The organism is Photorhabdus aballayi (assembly GCF_026153155.1).
GTDB classification, from domain to species: domain Bacteria; phylum Pseudomonadota; class Gammaproteobacteria; order Enterobacterales; family Enterobacteriaceae; genus Photorhabdus; species Photorhabdus luminescens.
This window is the reverse complement of the sequence record NZ_JAPFCD010000004.1, coordinates 46,459-66,138: the sequence shown is the minus strand read 5'-3', so window position 1 is coordinate 66,138 and position 19,680 is coordinate 46,459. Positions and strand designations below refer to the sequence as shown.

Here is a 19,680-nt window from a genome sequence, read left to right as displayed (position 1 = left end):
TCACCACTCGGTTACCTCATATTCTTCCACTACAGCCCCAACTGACTTGTTACGTTGAATAACAATTTCTTTTTCAAGCCAATCACATAACTGCTCTAATCTTGATCTTTCAAACACAATCGCAATTGGCACGCCAACGGAAAATGCCTGTTCAATTCGAGAAATTAGCTTCATCGCTAATAAGGAATGACCACCTAAATCAAAAAAGTTGTCGGCCATGCTTACCCTGTCTTGTTGCAATAACCCCTGCCAAATTTTCGCAACACTTTGTTCCAGTTCAGTCACTGGCGCGATGTATTTGGCTTTGACAAAGTTATCTGCTCCAGGTTGTGGAAGTCGGCTGCGATCCACTTTGCCATTGGTATTCAGCGGAAAAGCCGCCATCTGCACATACGCAGATGGCAACATGTAATCAGGTAAGCTAGCCGATAAATAGGCTTTAATTTCAGGTAAATCCAATGGGTTAGCCGCGATAAAATAAGCAATAAGCTGCTTATCGCCTGCTTCTGTATCAATCGCAATGACTACGGCTCCGGTTATGCCATCGAACTTACTTAATTGAGCTTCGATATCACCGAGTTCAATTCTGAACCCACGGATCTTGACCAGATGATCGTTGCGGCCAAAGTAGTTGATTTCACCGTTTTGATGAAAGCTGGCTAAGTCCCCGGTTCGATATACTCGTTTCCCAAGAACCCAATCACAATCAAGATAACGCTCTGCGGTAAGCTGGGGCTGCTGATAATAGCCTCTTGATAAACAGTCCCCGGCTAAATATAGCTCGCCAATGGCTCCCATCGGGACAGGCTGCAAGTACTCATCCAAGATATAACCGGCCACGTTAGGCAATGAGCGGCCAATCGTCGGCAAATCAGGCCATGAGGCAGGTTCTCCCTGTAATGTGTTAGACGTTACGACATGGGTCTCTGCCGGGCCATAGTGGTTCACTAACTTACATTGACTATGTGTCGTGAAAAACTGTCTGATGGCCGCTGTGATTTTGAGCCTTTCTGCGCTCGAAACAATAACCCTTAATTCGGGGAACTGTAGCCCATTGACGCCGCTATACTCAGCCAGATTCTGCAATACGGCATAAGGTAAGTTCAGGACTTGAAGTTGCCCCTGCTGGATTTGCTTCGCTAACAGCCGAATATCCAACTGAGTCGATTTATCAATAAGCTGTAGTGAACCCCCGGACAACAGCGGCATGAATATGTCTTCAAAACTGAGATCAAAACCAATTGATGAGAATTGTAACCAACGGTTCGGCCCCGTCAGCGCTGGCTCAAGCTGGCTAATACCTTGTAATAAATTGCTCAGCGCCCGCTGTGGCATTTCAATCGCCTTAGGCTTACCCGTTGAACCTGAGGTATAGAGCACGTAACCAAGGTAATCTAGGGAATATTCGATAGCCAAATTACTGGTTGGCTGTTTGTCCAAGATCTCTGTTGTATACGGATCATCCAACAACACCATTTTCTGGCGTTTTACCGCAAACCTATCATTCAAGGAGCACATCGTTACTAAGATCTCATCAGACAGATCACTAAGAATGATGTTTAAGCGTTCTGTCGGTAATGAGGTATCCAGCGGCACATAACCGGCGCCCGTTTTTAAGATAGCGATAACAGTGATGACCATCTCAAAGGAACGTTCAATGAACATCACGACGGGAGTATTTACTTTCGCTCCCTTGTTCAGGAGATACTGAGCAAGTTGATTAGATCGCTGATTTAACTCACGGTACGTCATCGTCTCGCCAGCAAAATTCAACGCAATCTCATCGGGAGTCGCCTTAACTTGGGCTTCGAATCTCCCAATCAGAGTTTGTGAGTTGTCATACGGTAATACCGTTTGATTTAACGAATGCAACAGGAACGCCCGTTCCTCAGCATCAAGGATGTCGAGCGACAATGCGGCAACCTGTACCTGATTTTGCAAAGCAGTAACAAGTTGTCTGCTAGCATTGATGAGATATTCCACCAAGCGTTCAGCATCAAATCGACTGTCGATTTGGGCGGCAACAGAAAAATCATCCCCGAAATCGTCAATCGATATTGTAATCGGGTAATTGGTACGTTCTCTTACATCGACCAACTCAATGCCGGTTTTTTGCCAAAGCTGGTTAAGTTCACTTGTCTCGCCACTCACTTCGGAGTGACGGTAATTCAAAATACTGTCGAATAAACTGCTAGAACCCGACAGTTTGCTACATTGTTCAGCAATCGCAGTCGGTACTTGCTCAAATTGCAGCAAGCTAACCAGTTTCTGTTGCATTTCCTGCATTAATTGAGCCACGCTCAACTGACTCAAATCAACACGCAGTGGCAAGGTATTGATGAATAAACCAACGACTCGCTCAATATTATCAACACCCTGCAAGCGACCAGATAATACCGTACCGAATATGACATCTTTAGTGCCGCTGGTTTTTGCCAGAACCAATGCCCATGCCATGTGAAAAATAAGCGCTGGACTTATCTGCCATGCAGAAGAAGAGCGACGAATCTCTGCGGATAAATCCGCAGGCAACCCAATTTGGATTTCAGTGAATACGTTATTGTTAACCATTCCACTTGTGATCCCAAAAGGTGCCGTGATTTCATCAACCCCAGCCAATTGCTCGGTAAAAAACTGCTGCGCCGCTTTTGTATCGGTTTGGCTGATGGCGTTTAAGACAAACTCCCGATAACTCAAAGCTTCTGGCAGTGACTTTTCATCACCGGTCAAGATAGCCAGAAATTCTTCTTGAATAATCTCCAATGACACATGATCACTTATCAGGTGATGCTCCTGCACCATAACATAGCGCTGCTTTTGCTGGCGGTCGATAAACCGAGTTACCCTGACTAACGGCGCCTGAGTAACATCCATCCATTGTTGTGATGGTTCCATAAACTGTGCTAACTGCTGCTGAATATCAACATCATCCCTCAAATCGATGTCAACCACCGGTAATGGCGCCTCTTTGTAGATAACCTGCACCGGTTCATCAATACCTTGCCAAAAAATTCCGGTTCGCAGCGCATCATGTCGCTGTACTATTTTATCCAATGCTCCAATAAAGCTTTCCATCTCGGTGTTTGACGGAAATGAATACAGCATCGGAGTAACATAAAGGTCAGATTGCCCACACATCATGTGATGGAATAAGATCCCTTCCTGTAATGGCGCCAAAGGATAAATGCCAACAATATTTTGCTCACCTCCCGGCGACTGAGAGACGATCAAAGCCCGCTCGGTTTCCGACAGGGAAACCAGACTTTCCAATGCTTCATGGGCTGTTAACAACGGTGATCTCTGCTCGGTTGCCTGTAGTGGATCGTAAAGTTGTTTCGCCATATCCCGTAATTTCGGGTACTCAAACAAGGCCCGAATATCCAATCGATAACCATGCTTTTTAATATGGGATAGCATCTTCATGCTCAACAACGAGTGTCCGCCCAACTCAAAGAAGTTGGCAACAGCACTGACTTGCGCCAATCCAAACAGTGTTCGCCAAATTTCAGCTAGCAGTGTCTCCTGTTCAGTGGCTGGCGCGATATATTCAATTTCCCCCTGAGCAACAAAATCCGGTTTAGGCAGCGCTTTACGATCCACTTTACGGTTAGCAGTAAGCGGTATCTCCTCTAGCACCACAAACGCCGAAGGAACCATATAGCTCGGTAACTGCTGACTTAATAGGTGTCGGATCTCAGCAATTTTTTGCTGACCATCAAGGGTGATATAGGCCGCCAGATACTTGTGGGACGATTCATCCTCTCGAGCAATGACAACCGCATCGCGAATGGCAGGCAGGCTACGCAGCCTTGTTTCTATCTCCCCTAACTCAATACGGAATCCACGGATCTTAACCTGATGGTCATCACGCCCGTAATATTGAATATCCCCTGCCAGTGAGTAACGCCCCAAGTCGCCGGTTCGATAGAGCTTTGGATAGCGGCTGACAAAAGGATTATCAATAAATCGTTCACGGGTTAATTGCTGTTTGTTGATATAGCCCCGCGCAACACCATCACCCGCGACACAAATTTCACCAACAGCGCCAAAAGGCACAAGCTGTTGATTTTTGTCCAACAAGAAGATGGCCGTATTTTGAATTGGGCGCCCAATACTGAGGGTGTCTCCCTGAAAATCGTAGGCAATGCAAGTATTGACCGTGTATTCGGTTGGCCCATAGGCATTGACTAAACGGGGTAAATGCCCCGGTCGCTGATACCATGCAACCACTTTATCCGGCTTAATCTGCTCGCCGCCGACACTAATTTGGCGAATATGCTCAGGTACCAAGACCGTATCTTCACTTACCACTTCGTGCCAGAACGTGGTTGGCAAATTCACCGCACTGATCTGGTATTCCCGACACCTTTGCCAGAAAGTAGCGACATCTATCAACCAATCTTCGCCACGTAAGACCAACGTACTGCCATTGCCAAAGGCGCCAAATATTTCTTCAATAGACATATCAAAACTGAGGGCGGCAAATTGCAGTACCCGATCCTGCTTTGAATAAAGATAGGCATCCGCAAGCCCCACCACCAGATTCACCAATGCCTGATGTTCAATCATCACACCTTTCGGCATGCCCGTAGAACCCGAGGTATAGAGAACATAAGCCAAGTGGGTAGAACGCAAACCCAATTCAGCGGCGGCGATATTATCGGTTGAGAATCCGGCAAACGAGGTGGTAGTCACATCAATGCTCAATGGACTATTTTCAGGCAATAACTTGTTGTTATGGCTGTTGGTTATCACCATCAAAGGCTGGGCATCATCAATAATATAAGCAAGCCTTTCTTGCGGATACGCAGGATCAAGAGGCAAATAGGCACTACCCGATTTCAAGATGGCAAGTACCGACACAATCATGTCAATACTTCGTTCAATACATATCGCAATCATTGAATCCGGTTTGGCGCCCTGAACAACCAGATAATGCGCCAACTGATTAGCTCTGGCATTAAGTTGCGCATAAGTCAACTGCTGGTCGCCAAAGATCAGCGCAATGGCATCCGGCGTTTGTTCGGCAAACTTTTCTATCCGCTCATGGATACATTGGCTACGGTCATACTCTACCGCTGTCTGGTTCAAACCGTGCAACAAGTAATCCTGCTCTTCCGGCGGTAACAGAGCCAAATCGCCAAGCTTTTCGGACGGAGAAGCCGCAATGCTCATCAACAAGGTGGTAAAACGTACCACCAGCCGCTTTATTGTCTCTTCTGCAAACAAATCCGTGTTGTACTCAAAATTAAACGTCAGACCTTCTTCTGTCTGGCTGGCATCCAGTGTCAATTCATACATCGCATTGCGGGTCTGTTCCGGCCTCGGCCACAAACTTACCCCGTCCAATTGCAGCTCCACACGGTCATTCGTATTCATAGAAAACATGATTTGGAACAACGGTGAATAACTGGTGCTACGCTCCGGTTGCAACCGCTCTACTAATAATTCAAACGGGACATTTTGGTGCCGCTGGGCAGCCAGGTTTACCTCCCGGATCGATCTCAGGTAATCGATAAACGATTGCTCTAGCTCACATTCGCTGCGCAATACCAGCGTATTGATAAAACAGCCGATCAACGGCGTTAATGATGTCTGCAAACGGTTCGCTATCGGGGTTCCCACCACAATATCTCGTTGCCCGCTATGACGACTGAGCAGTACCGTAAACGCCGCATGCAACACCATAAAAAGAGTGCACCCTTGTGTCAGCGCCAGTTGCTGCAACCCTTTGCTAACCTCATTGTTCAGGCTAAATTCATAACTGCGACCATGACTGGTCTGGTTGACCGGCCGCCCGTAATCCAGAGGCAACCCGTGTACTGGGGGTAAATCCGACAACTGTTGCTGCCAATATTCCAATCCCGCTGCTAACTGAGATTCTCCTTCTGCGCTGTGTTGCCAGACCGCATAATCGGCATACTGAATCTCCAGAGCCGGTAACGGGTTAGGTCGACCTTGGCGATAAGCTTGGTACAAGCTCACAAGTTCCTTAACCAGTACCCCCATTGACCAACCATCAGAAGCAATATGATGCATGTTAAATAACAACACGCCCTGCTTCGTTGAAGTGATGATGTAGTGACAACGCACCATCACATCCTGTGCCAAATCAAATCGGTAGGTCATTTCATGCTGAATAGCCTGTTCAATCCACACCTCTTGCCCGGCTTTGCCGATGTCACTGATATCCGATTGAGCTATCTCAAACGACCACTCCGGCTTGATAACCTGCCAGGTTCCATTTTCATCGCTGTGGTAAACAGTACGCAGCACTTCATGTCGATCGATGATGGTTTGCAGGGCTAGATTCGCTGCCGCCAGTTCAAATTTACCGCTTACCGTATAAGCTGACACCATGTTGTAGGCGGTGCTATCACCGCCAAACTGCTCGATAAACCAGATTCGTTGTTGAGCATAAGATTGCGGTAATAAATTTGTCTTGCGTTCAAGAATAGGAATTGTTTGATAATGCTTATCCGACGCTTCATAAGGCACTCTCTCTGCAAGAAGAGCCACTGTTGCAGCTTCAAAGATATCTTTTACCTGTAAACTGCATTGAAACTGCTCATTAATCTTTGTGATCACCTTAGTCGCAATTAATGAGTGGCCTCCAACCATAAAAAAGTTGTCATCCCGGCCTATTTGCTCAATACCTAGCATTTCGCACCAAATAGCTGCCAGTATTTCTTCTTTCTCGTTGATAGGCGGCGTACTGGCTTTAACAGCAATATTACTGTTTTGCGGTATTGGCAACGCTTTGCGATCAATCTTGTTATTTAGCGTAAGCGGCAATGTTTCGAGCTGAATAATTGCTCGTGGTAACATATAGGCTGGCAACTTCTGCTCAAGGTGTTGACGTAGCGCATCAATATCAATTTGTTGTTCGGCGACTACATAACCCGCTAGATACTGTTGTGTTTGCTGATCGTTTAGCGCAATCACAACAGAACGGGTTATTTGTGGAAACAGGTTGATAACCTGTTCAATTTCGCCAAGTTCAATTCGGTGGCCCCGTAATTTCACTTGGTAATCATTTCTACCCAAATACACAAGTGAACCTTCTGTAGTGTAACGAGCAAGATCACCCGTTTTATAAACCCTGGCGGTTAAACCGTCAGAAAATGTCAGGTTAATGAATCGCTCAGCAGTCAGATCTTCACGTTTGAAATAGCCGTCAGCAAGCCCATCACCACCAATGTATAGCTCTCCCACCGCCCCAAAAGGCACCGGTTTTAATTGTTCATCAAGTAAATAAATTGTGGTGTTGTTTAACGGTAACCCGATAGTAACAAGTTGCTGCTCAAGTAGTTGTGCGTCCAGTTTCGCAATGGTTGACCAAACCGTGGTTTCCGTCGGTCCGTACATATTCCAGAGAGCGTTGCCTTTGCTCAATAACGCCGTTGCTGTCGCTAATGGCAAGGCCTCGCCGCCACTGATCATTTTTAACGATGAGCGCCCCTGCCAGCCTGATTCAAGCAACATATTCCAAGTCGTTGGCGTGGCTTGTAACAGCGAAATGTTATGTTGTTCGAGTAGTGCAACCAGTCTGGCGGGATCAGTCACGTCCTGCTGCGCCGCCACAACACAAGCGGCGCCGGACAACCAAGGCAGATAGAGCTCTAATACGGCAATATCAAAGGAAATAGTGGTGATGGCTAAAACATTGTCCTGCGCCATACACTGCAAGTTATCTTGCATTGAGATCAAGAAGTTATTAACCGCAGAGTGGCTGACCATCACACCTTTGGGATTACCCGTAGAACCCGAAGTGTAAATCACGTAGGCCGGAGCAGATGCGGCTAAACTGATCGACTGTTTAGAAATATTGGTGGTGGGTGATTGGCTAAGGTCAATGTGATCCAGTAAGCAGGTTAATTCGGCAAAACCGACTAATCCTGATGCACATTCGCGGTTACTTATAATGCGGTTACTTATAATACATTGCGGCGCCGCATCGTTCAGCATATACCGCACTCTATCGGCAGGAAAACTAGGATCAACCGGAACATACGCAGCTCCTGCTTTCATCACTGCCAATAGTGCTGTAACCATGTCGATGCCTCTCTGCAACAACACAGCAACTCGCCCACCCGTTGAAACGCCCTGCGCTCTTAATTGATGTGCTAACTGATTAGCTCTGGCATTAAGTTGCGCATAAGTCAACCGCTGGTCATCAAAGATCAATGCAATGGCATCCGGCGTTTGTTCAGCAAATGCTTCTAGCCGCTCATGGATACATTGGCTACGGTCATACTCTACCGCTGTCTGGTTCAAACTGTGTAGCAGGTAATCCTGCTCTTCCGGCGGCAACAGAGTTAAATCGCCAAGCTTTTCGGACGGAGAAGCCACTATGCCTATCAACAAAGTCGTAAAACGCGCTGCCAGCCGCTTTATTGTCTCCTCTGCAAACAAATCCGTGTTGTACTCGAAACTAAAAGTCAAACCTGCCTCTGTTTGCTTGGCTTCTAACGTCAATTCATACATCGCATTGCGAGTCTGTTCCAGCCGCGGCTGCAAACTTACCCCTTCCAGTTGCAATTCCACACTGTCATTCGTATTCATAGAAAACATGATTTGGAATAACGGGGAATAACTGGTGCTGCGTTCCGGCTGCAACCGCTCCACTAATAACTCAAACGGGACATTTTGGTGCCGCAGGGCAGTCAGGTTTATCTCCCGGACCGAACCTAGATAATTGATGAACGATTGTTCCAGCTCACACTCGCTGCGCAACACCAGCGTATTCATAAAACAGCCTATCAACGGCGTTAATGATGTCTGCAAACGGTTAGCTACCGGGGTTCCCACTACAATATCCCGTTGTCCGCTGTGACGACTGAGCAGTACCGTAAACGCCGCATGCAACACCATAAAAAGCGTGCAACCCTGTGCCGACGCCAGTTGCTGCAACCCTTTGCTAACTTCATTGTCCAGGCTAAATTCATAACTGCTGCCATGACTGGTTTGATGGGTTGGTCGCCCGTAATCCAAAGGCAATCCATGAACTGGAGGTAAATCCGACAACTGTTGCTGCCAATAGGCTAACCCTGCCGCTAACTGAGTCTCTCTCTCTGGGCTGCGCTGCCAGACCGCATAATCGGCATACTGAATCTCCAGAGCCGCTAACGGGTTAGCCCGACCTTGGCGATAAGCCTGATACAAGTTCACAAACTCTTTAACCAATATCCCCATCGACCAACCATCGGAAGCAATATGATGCATGTTAAATAACAGCACGCCCTGCTCCATTGAGGTGCTGATATAGCGACAACGCACCATCACATCCCATGCCAAATCAAATCGGTAGGTCATTTCATCCAGAATAGCCTGCTCAACCCACGCCTCTTGCTTGGCTTCGCCTATATCATGGATATCCGATTGGGCTATCTCGAATGACCACTCCGGCTTGATAACCTGCCAGGTTCCATTTTCATCGCTGTGATAAACAGTACGCAGCGCTTCGTGCCGATCTATGATGGTTTGCAGGGCCAGATTCGCTGCCGCCAGTTCAAATTTACCGCTTACCGTATAGGCTGACACCATGTTGTAGGCGGTGCTCCCACCGCCAAATTGCTCGATAAACCAGATCCGTTGCTGTGAAGAACTTAGAGGCAACGCCTGGGTTCGAAGAGCCGGTTCAATCACCATTTCATTGCCAGGGATATCCACTCTGCCTTTATCGAGAAAATCGATCAGCTCGGCTTTGTGTGCTTTAATTTTGGCTTTTAGTTCATCGGGGAAGTGAGCGCCTTTTAACTTAAATCCTAACTGACCCTCTTTACTGAATAGCAATACACCCTGTTCATAAGCGTCTTTAACTAATTTCAACATGTCCATCATAACCACCCCTCTTCACCTGCTGTTTCAAGCTCACTTTGGATTTGCCCTTGTAATTGCTGGTTGCAGATTAATTCTGCAAGTTCATGCAAGAGAGGTGTCTGGAAAACCTGCATAGCACCAAGCTCAATGACAAATGCCGCATTGATTTCCGTGACTAATTTGATTGCCAATAATGAGTGACCGCCTAGTGCAAAAAAATTATCGTTGCGCGATATTTGTCTGACATTCAGTACTCTTTGCCAAATTGCCGCCAAAGAGATTTCCGTTTCACCAACTGGTTCAATAAAACTATCGCTGTTATCATGCTCAGTATTAGGTTCAGGCAGCATCTTGCGGTCAATCTTGCCATTGGGCGTCAACGGCCATTCTTCAACCACAACCATGACTGACGGTATCATGTAGTCCGGCAAGGATTTGGTTAATGCAGATTTGATACCTTGAATAAACTGAGTTTGAGCCTGCTGCCATTCTTCTGCACACTCATTCGTCAGCTTATCCGATACTTGTTTGATATAGGCAACCAGTTGTTTGTCGCCTGCCAAGGTTGTCTTGACCAGCACCAGAGACGAGTTCACCCCTGCCTGCTGATTGAGTTGATACTCAATCTCACCCAGTTCTATTCTGAAACCACGGATTTTCACTTGATCATCAATACGACCAACGAACTCCAGATTACCGTCTGACAGGTAGCGCACCAAATCGCCGGTTTTGTACAAACGCTCACTGCTATCGGTATTGGCCGGATCATGAAATGGGTTGGCAACGAAGCGTTCCTTCGTGAGTTCAGGGCGGTTGATATAACCACGGGCTAAACCCGCGCCGCCGACATAAAGCTCCCCGATAGAGCCGTAAGGCACAAGTTGCTGCTCTTTATCCAAAATATAAGCCTGACTATTGCTAATGATCCTGCCAATAGTCGGTGTGGTGTGCACAGGAGAATCCAATTTCGCCCAAGTAGAATATGTCGTATCCTCTGACGGTCCATATAAGTTATAAACTGTTACATCTTGATTTTTCTCATATATCGCATTGACCAAATTTGCAGATAAAGCCTCGCCGGCCAAATTAATAACCCGAGTACTCCTCGGTATCGCATTTCGTTCAACCAGAGAGTTCATTGCCGAAGGTACCGTATTTATCAGAGTCGCCTGGCAGTCAATGCCTTGATGTAGAACCAGAATGTCCTCAACAACACACACCCGCGTACCCGAAACTAAAGGTAAAAATAGTTCAAATATTGATAAATCAAAGTTCAGAGACGTTGACATGAGAACACAAGCAATGTCCTCCTTGGTATATTGCGACCGAGCCCAACTGAGCATGGCAATGGTATTACTATGCTCAATCATCACCCCTTTAGGTTTACCCGTTGATCCTGAGGTGTAAATCACATAAGCCAGATGACTGGCAGTCAACGCCAATGAATGCTTATCCAGATTAGTCGTAGGATAGTGGTTGTATGCCGTGCTGATTTGACTATTCGTACTGCCAAGATTATCTAATATCACCCGATGACCGTTGAAGTCTGGCAGTACCTGCTCCAAGTGTGACTGGATCAGCACCACCTCAAGCTGCGCATCTTCCAACATGTAACCCAGACGCTCCTGAGGATATCTTGGGTCCAGCGGCACATAAGCTCCCCCCGCCTTGAGGATCGCCAAAATGCCGATTACCATCTCCAGTGAACGTTCCACACATAAACCTACTAGCGTATCCGGCTCAATAGCGTGGCGTTCCAACAGATAGTGCGCCAACTGGTTGGATTTTTCATTGAGCTGCCTGTAAGTCAATTGGCTATCACCGCACTCCAGCGCAACGTTATCAGGATTTGCTTCGACCTGCTGTTCAAACAGCTCGTGGATACATTTGCTCTTTGGATATTCTACATAGGTATCATTGAGCGTATGCCGCAGGTACGCGATCTCCACATTTGACAGCATCGGCAGACTGGCAAGTGAAACCCGTGTATAGTCATTCGCCTTCGTCGCTTCGGCCAGCCCTATTAGTAAACGTGACAGGTGATCATTGAGCTGCTCAATATGTTCATGGCTGAACAAACTGGTGTCATAGACCCATTGCAAATGCAATCTATGTTCACTAATACTCAGGTCAATATTGAGATCAAACTTGGTTTGGATATGGTTCGGAGCGATTGAATTCAGCTTCATTCCCGGCAGGTTGAGGGCAACCTCTCCAACGTCGCTATTCAGTCCATAATCTGTATCGGTCGTCAACATGATTTGGAACAATGGCGTATATGCCGTACTTCTTGTTACTTGTAACCGTTCAACCAGTTGTTCAAACGGCACGTCTTGATTGGCCTGAGCATCCAGATGCACCTGTTTGACATGAGCAAGGTAATCACTAAGCATAGCGTGCCTAGTATCTACTCTTAGTATCAAGGTGTTGACAAAGAAGCCAATCAGCGTTTCCAGCTCTGCCTGCAAACGGTTCGCCACTGGCGTGCCTATCACAATGTCATCGCTGTTGCTGTGACGAGATAATAATAATGCCAACGCAGCATGGAATAGCATGAACGGAGTCAGTTGATGTTGTCTGGCCAAACTGACCAGTGCTTGCGTAGTGTCCTCCTGCAATGAGCCTGTCACCACGGCGCCTTGATGTTGCCTTACCTTCGGCCTCGGTCTGTCCAGCGGCAAACTGTGTACTGGCGGTATCTCATCCAATTGCCGCTTCCAATAGCTAATCTGCGACGCTAAATACTCACTTTGCAACCTGTCACGTTGCCAAACTGCAAAATCAGCATATTGAATGTCAAGTTCCTTTATTTCGACCTTGTTCCCATTGCGTAAAGCATCATAACGAACAACAAACTCGTGGGTAAGAATATCCTCAGACCAGCCGTCAGACGCAATATGATGAGCATTAAATAGCAATACGCCATTATTGACTTGGCGCTGAATAAAGGTGGCGCGAATCATTAAATCGCGGCTTAGATCAAAAATTTGTCTAGCATCTTCTTCCATTAATTCAGCTACATGCTGACTTTGTTGCTCCTTAGGCATACAGGTTAAATCAATATAATTAAGCGTCAGATTTCTCCCAGATAGAATTTTCTGGAACGGCTTGCCGTCTTGCTTAATGTAGACGGTACGTAATATTTCATGACGCTCGATGATTTGATTGAGCGCTAGTTCAGCTACGCCAACATCAAATTCGCCCTCAACAGCAAATGCAATGGGCATATTGTATTCCGCACTACTTTGGTCAATTTGGCTAAGAATCCACAAGCGTTCTTGAGCAAATGACAGAGGCAGTAACTCACCGGTTCGTGACTGTTTGGGGATTGAATCAACTGTCGTCACCGTCCGCTGTTCAAGCATAACCGCAAGTTCGGCCAGCGTTGGATGTTCAAAAATAGCTCTAACAGCAATTTCCCGTCCAAGTTCGGCACGTATTTTAGAAATTACCCGGATGACTAATAAAGAGTGGCCGCCGAGGTGGAAAAAGTTGTCGTTTCGACCTACCCGATTAACATTGAGTACTGATTGCCAAATACCGGCTAATGCTTGCTCGATCTTATTAGCAGGTTCAACCCACTCAACGTGATGATTGACTAAACAAGGCTTCGGCAATGCATGGCGATTAATTTTATCCGCCGCATTCAATGGCATCTTATCCAGAATTTCATAGTAGCTGGGGATCATATAATCCGGTAAGTGATGGCTTAATCCCTGCTTAACGTTATTAATAATCTGCTCGATCTGAGCAACATTTGCCGTTAATACCAGATAAGCAACCAGACAATTTTCACCCGCTCTATCTTTATGAACGAGTACCGCTGCTTCCGCCACTTGGGGTAGCTTCACCAAAGCCGACTCAATTTCCCCCAATTCAACACGAAAACCACGAACTTTTACCTGATTATCAATCCGCCCAACGAGTTCCAGATTGCCATTGGCGTCCCAATAACCTAAATCGCCAGTACGATAAAGTCGGGTCCCATGCCCATTCATCGTGAGGAAAGGGTTATCTTTAAAACTTTCTGCCGTTTTTTCAGGTTTATTCCAATAACCTTTGCCCACACCAACACCAGACACACACAATTCTCCAATAACATTAGTCGGCAAAATTTGCATATGTTGATCCAGAACATACATGGTTAGGTTTGGTAACGGCTTGCCTACAGGAATATTTTTAACGTGCTCTTCTAGCGGTTTATTAATAATAAAATAGGTAATATCGTCCGATGCTTCGCTAGGTCCGTAACCATTCATCACCGGAATCTGAGGGTAATATTGCAACCAGCGATTAACCAAAGGCACCGGACAAGGTTCAGCAATAATCATTAACCATTTCAGATTCGGTAATGGCGTTGCTACCTCACCCTGACCAAGCAAGTGTTCTAACAATATTTTCAATACTGACGGAGCGGTTTGAATCAGATGAATATGTTCGTCTTGCAACACACGAACATATTCAGGCAAATCCATCGCATCCGGCAGAATGACCGTTTTGCCCCCACTTAATAAAGGCGCCAGAAATTGCCACACAGAGACATCGGAAGAAGACGCTGCGCTTTGCAGAAAGTTACGTGATAACAGTTGATTATGACGTCCCATAAAACCGAGAACATCAAATTCGGCATCAATATGATTCAAAGCCCCGGCATGATGCACCAACGCGCCTTTAGGTTTGCCGGTCGAACCGGAAGTATAAATCATATAAGCCAGATCATCAGGATAACACTCAACCTCCGGGTTAGTATTTGCATAATGCCCTAATGAAGGCCAGTCCACATCCAACCGAAAACGTTTCTGATTATTGAAGGTTAACCCATTTAAATGGCTTTGAGTTAAAACCACATTAACCTCAGAGTCAGCCAACATATACGACAAACGCTCAGGTGGATTAGTCGAGTCCAAAGGAACGTAAGCAGCGCCGGCTTTCATAATGCCGAGTATGGCAATGACAAACTCAATGGAACGTTCGGCATAGATAGCAACAATATGATTACGTACCACTCCTTGTTCTATCAAGTAGTGAGCCAGTTGATTAGCGAGCTGATTAAGTTCAGCGTAAGTGATGCGATGGGTATCACATACAACAGCAATGGCCGCAGGTGTTTTTGCTACCTGATGCTCAAAGCGTTGATGAACCGCCACTGTTTTATCATAAGCAACTACAGGACTATTGAATTGGTTAATAATCCGCTGTTGTTCGCTAATAGGCGTTATAGATAATGTCAGTAATGGTGTTTGCGGAGCTTGACCCAATGCATGAATAATAGCCTCCAATGCTGTTCTCATATAAGTCAGAACATTATCCGCCCCGACTTGTGACTCAACATGAACTTGCATGATGAAATCATGCTCGAGTTGCTCAACGCCCATTTCTAACGGATAGTTGGTGTACTCTTTAGTGCCTATCATTTCAAAATGATGGCTTTGGTTGGCAACAGCTAATTCACTTTTATGGCTGAAATTCAACAAACTGGTAAACAAGGGCGTGCCGCCAGGCAAAGCGCTGTAACGCAATGCTTCGGAAAGAGAAAAGTGCTCATAGTCAGCTAATTCAATGAGCTCATCATGAATCTGCTTTAATCCTTCGCTTACCGACAAATCTGCCAAATTGATGCGTATAGGCAACAAATTGATCAACATACCTAGAATACGATCGCTACCACGAATAGCTTGCTGTCGTCCTGACATCATGGAGCCAAAAACAACATCGGATTTACCGCTGCATTTAGCAACCACCAACGCCCAAGCCAAATAAAAAATATTCGCCGCACTGATGCAGTGTTGACTAGCCAGGCCAATAATCTGTTGCGCTAAACGCGGACCAGCCCATTCTCTGGCAGTATCTATTTTCAACCCGTCGTTATAAACATCTAATAACCCGAAAGGAGCGGTGGTTTCAGCAACATCAGACAGCTTAGCTTTAAAGTAATCAACACCGCTATTGGATTGGTTAGCTCTTAATGAATAAGCAACAAACTCACGATATTGAACCGGAGTAGGCAACAACACATTGGGATCTTCAAGCAAAGCGTGCATTTCTGCAATTTGCAATAAGACAGAAATATGATCACTTAATAAATGATGCTGCTTTAATAGCAGAAAACACTCATCAGTCTTCGTATCTTTAGCCGCAATCGCTTGCATCATAGGCGCACGATCCAGCTTCATATGGTGGTGTTCAATCGCAGATAATTCTGCCAAAGTTTCCAATGCTGAGAAACCTGGAGCAATAGCTTGCCATTGTAAAGGAACCGAAGCTGTTCGATGAACAACCTGAACTGAGGTGGTTAAATCATGCCAATGAATAGAGGTGCGGAAAATATCATGGCGCGCCACTATCTTATCAAGCGTATGTAGAAATGCTGTCAGCTTTTGCTCATTTGCAAACTTGATAAGAATGGGGATGATATAAGTATCATGCTCTTCATTCATCCGATGGTGAAAGAAAATGCCTTCCTGCAACGGTGATAATGGATAAATATCTTGTATGTTACTGGCGCCGCCCTCAACTTGTTGGCAAATAATTGCGATTTCTTCTTCACTCAAAGTCACCATATCCAACATATCAGGCGTGATATGTTCAACATGCTCTGCAAGCTTATTAACAGCCACCTCTTGGTGGGTTAACGTTTCTTCATCCTTACGGACACAAGATAAATGTAATGCCAATTCTGCCAGCGTGTTGGTTCGATAAATCGCACGCATAGGCAGTTGATAACCACGCTGAGCCAATTCTGCTCGCAATGACATAATTAATAAAGAGTGACCACCTAGAGCAAAAAAGTTGTCATGGCGGCTGACTTTATCCAAGGCTAATAGCGATTGCCACAGTTGTGCTAATACCAACTCGGCTTCGCCCTCCGGGGCAACAAATTCCTGCTGACTATAATCTTGTTTTTGCGGTAGCGGTAATTGCCTAAAATCTAACTTGCCGTTTTGTGTCAGTGGTAATTTTTCTAACTGCACAACAGCAACAGGCAGCATGTAATCAGCCAGTTTGCTCTTCATCGCCAGACGAATAGCATTAACATTGATGGTTTCTTCAGCCACAACATAAGCAATTAATTGCAATCGATCATCAGAGCCAAGCTGTCGAGGATAGACAACCGCTTCATAAATGCCGGGATAATCCATTAATTGATTGCTGATTTCTTCTGGCTCAATACGAAAGCCGTTTATTTTTACTTGATTATCATTGCGCCCAATAAATTCCACATTACCATCAGGTAACTGGCGGACAATATCTCCTGTGCGATAAAGTCGCCCCGGACCAAAAGGATTAGCCACAAAATACTTCGCGCTATCTTGTTCACGATTAAGATAGCCACGTGTTACACCTGTGCCGCCAATATATAATTCCCCCTGAAACCCTGAGGGAACACTTTTTAAATTCGTATCTAATATATAAAGTTGGGCGCCATAATTAGCTTTACCAATGGGAATCATCGCCGTTACATCAGCCAAGGATGTCATGCAGTAAGCGGATGCGGTTACTGTTGTTTCAGTCGGGCCGTATGTGTTGATAAGTTCGATAGCAGGACCATGTTCGAACCATTCGCGAGCACTAACGGATTTCACCATTTCGCCGCCTAAGATCACTAAACGTAGTGAAGAATCAATAGGTTGACGACTGTAATTCACCAGTTGATGCCAAAAAGCGGTAGGTAAACTGGTCACCGAAATTTCATGGCGGCGGCAAAATTCCCAAAATGCATCAAAATCGTAATGAATATCATCAGCTCGCAACACCAGAGCGGCGCCGTTACATAACGAACCGAAACATTCTTCCACAGAAATATCGAAGCTGACCGAAGAGAACTGCAAAAACTTATCATGTTCAGTTAGTCTATAAGACTCGGTAATGTGTGCAACAAAGTGACTCAACTGCTTATGTTCAACCATCACCCCTTTAGGCTGCCCCGTGGTGCCGGAGGTATAAATCACATAAGCCAGATGATCCAACTGTAAACCAATATTACTTGCGGATATGTTTGCCGCAGAGCGCTGGGCCAAATGTTGATTAAACTGAGCATCATCAAGCAATAGTGTTGCGATCTTGCATGCTGCCAATCGATGTGCAATGGAAGACATTGTTATGCAAACAACAGGTTCAGCATCAGTCAGCATAAACTGCAAGCGACCATCGGGATAATCAGGGTCCATAGGAACATAAGCCGCTCCAGCTTTCAGCGTTGCCAACATCGCCACGACCATCTCACTCGAACGCGGCAAGCAAATAGCAACACGGCTATCAGGCCGAACCCCCTGCTCAATTAAATAGCTAGCTAATTGATTAGCTTTATTGCTCAATGTGGCGTAAGACATTTGTCGTTCGCCATCCACTATCGCAATAGCATCAGGATGCCGTTCAGCATATTGCTCAATTTGCTCATGCACTAATGAGACACATTTTTCCCCTGTCACAGCAGATTGACTTAGATTCCATAATTCCTGCTCAACGTCTTTACTCACCAAATCAAGTGAAGTTAATAACGCTTCAGGCTGTGCAACCATTTGTTCGACCAAAGTCATAATGCTTTGCAATAAATGTTCAGCCTGATGTGACGAGAAATAATCATGACGATAGTCTAGTTGGAGCTGAGTGTCTTGCTTATCGCCGTAATTACATAATATAACGGTGAGAGGAATATCTTCACGGCCATGACTAAGGTAATTAGTTTCCGTATCCAAACCACTAGCACTGAAATCAAAATCAATCTGTTGATAGTTAAAAACAATATCAAAAAGACGTTCACGACCTTGAGCACGTAAAGACAAATCCTTATATAAAGCACTCGAAGGATAAGAGCGATAACGATAGCCGCTTTTTATAGTACGTGCTGTCATTGCTACTGATTCAGCCACCGACATCTGCTCATTTTGCGCGCACATTATCGGCAGCATTGATATAAACGAACCAACCATATTACGTTGAGCTGATGTAGTACGATTATGTAAAGGCGTGCCGATGAGGACTCCATCACTTTGGTTGATACGATTTACCAGAGAAGCAATCGCTGTAATAAAAAGCGGCGATATGGGTAAATTACATTGACTCGCCTTGGTTAAAAATGACTTATATCTATCAGGTTTAATAAAATATACAAGCCTGCTATTTTTCCTTGAATCGGCAGTTCCAAAGCCTTCTTTCCTACATTGGAAAGGCACATCTGGCAAATGGTGGAGTAACTCTTTCCAGTATTTAGCTGCCTTTGCTAATTGCTGACTATAATTCTCCGGTAACGGTTGCGCAGCAAGATCAAGAAACCGCTCCCCCGTGTTTTCTTTAGGCTTATTTCCCAGACTCAATTGCTGGTAAGTGTCGAAAATACTTCGAAACCAGTTAGCATAACCGACACCATCAATGATGATGTGATGAGAAATAAAGTATAGCCAGAAACGATTTGTAGCTAACTGAATTAAACCGACTCGATAAAGCACATCCTGTGCTAATCTAAATGGCTCAGAGAATATCCGTTCAATAATAGCCAAAGCTTTAGATTCCGCTTCTTCTTCATTCGAAAGATCTAAATGAGACAATTCAAAATGATGGTCTTGAACAATATGAGCAAATTCAACTGTATCTTTTAGCATATCCGAATCAAGATGATGCGGCATTGAGTACTTATCTACTATTGAACAGCGAAGTACAGCGTGTTCTTGGATAGTGTGTTTTATGGCGCATTCGAGATTCTTTATATTAATAGATTGTTTAATCTCAACATAACCACCTATATTGAACGCTGCGGTATCCTCTCTATTTATATGATCAAGATAAATTTCTTTTTGCTGTTGATTTAGTGGAATAACAAGCTGTTCAACTTTATCTAGAAACATACTATAATCCCTTTGA

2 protein-coding genes are annotated in these 19,680 nt (G+C 45.3%); both read right to left on the bottom strand.

The features are described from left to right. Entirely contained in the window at positions 1-9,843 is a 9,843-nt protein-coding gene (locus OO184_RS03435) for a non-ribosomal peptide synthetase (RefSeq protein ID WP_265377983.1), read from the bottom strand. Continuing rightward, on the bottom strand, positions 9,840-19,664 hold the full coding sequence (locus OO184_RS03430; RefSeq protein WP_265377982.1) for a non-ribosomal peptide synthetase: 9,825 nt from the start codon (positions 19,662-19,664) through the stop codon (positions 9,840-9,842). The genes OO184_RS03435 and OO184_RS03430 overlap by 4 nt, the downstream gene beginning before the upstream one ends. Between the last annotated feature and the right edge of the window lie 16 nt (positions 19,665-19,680).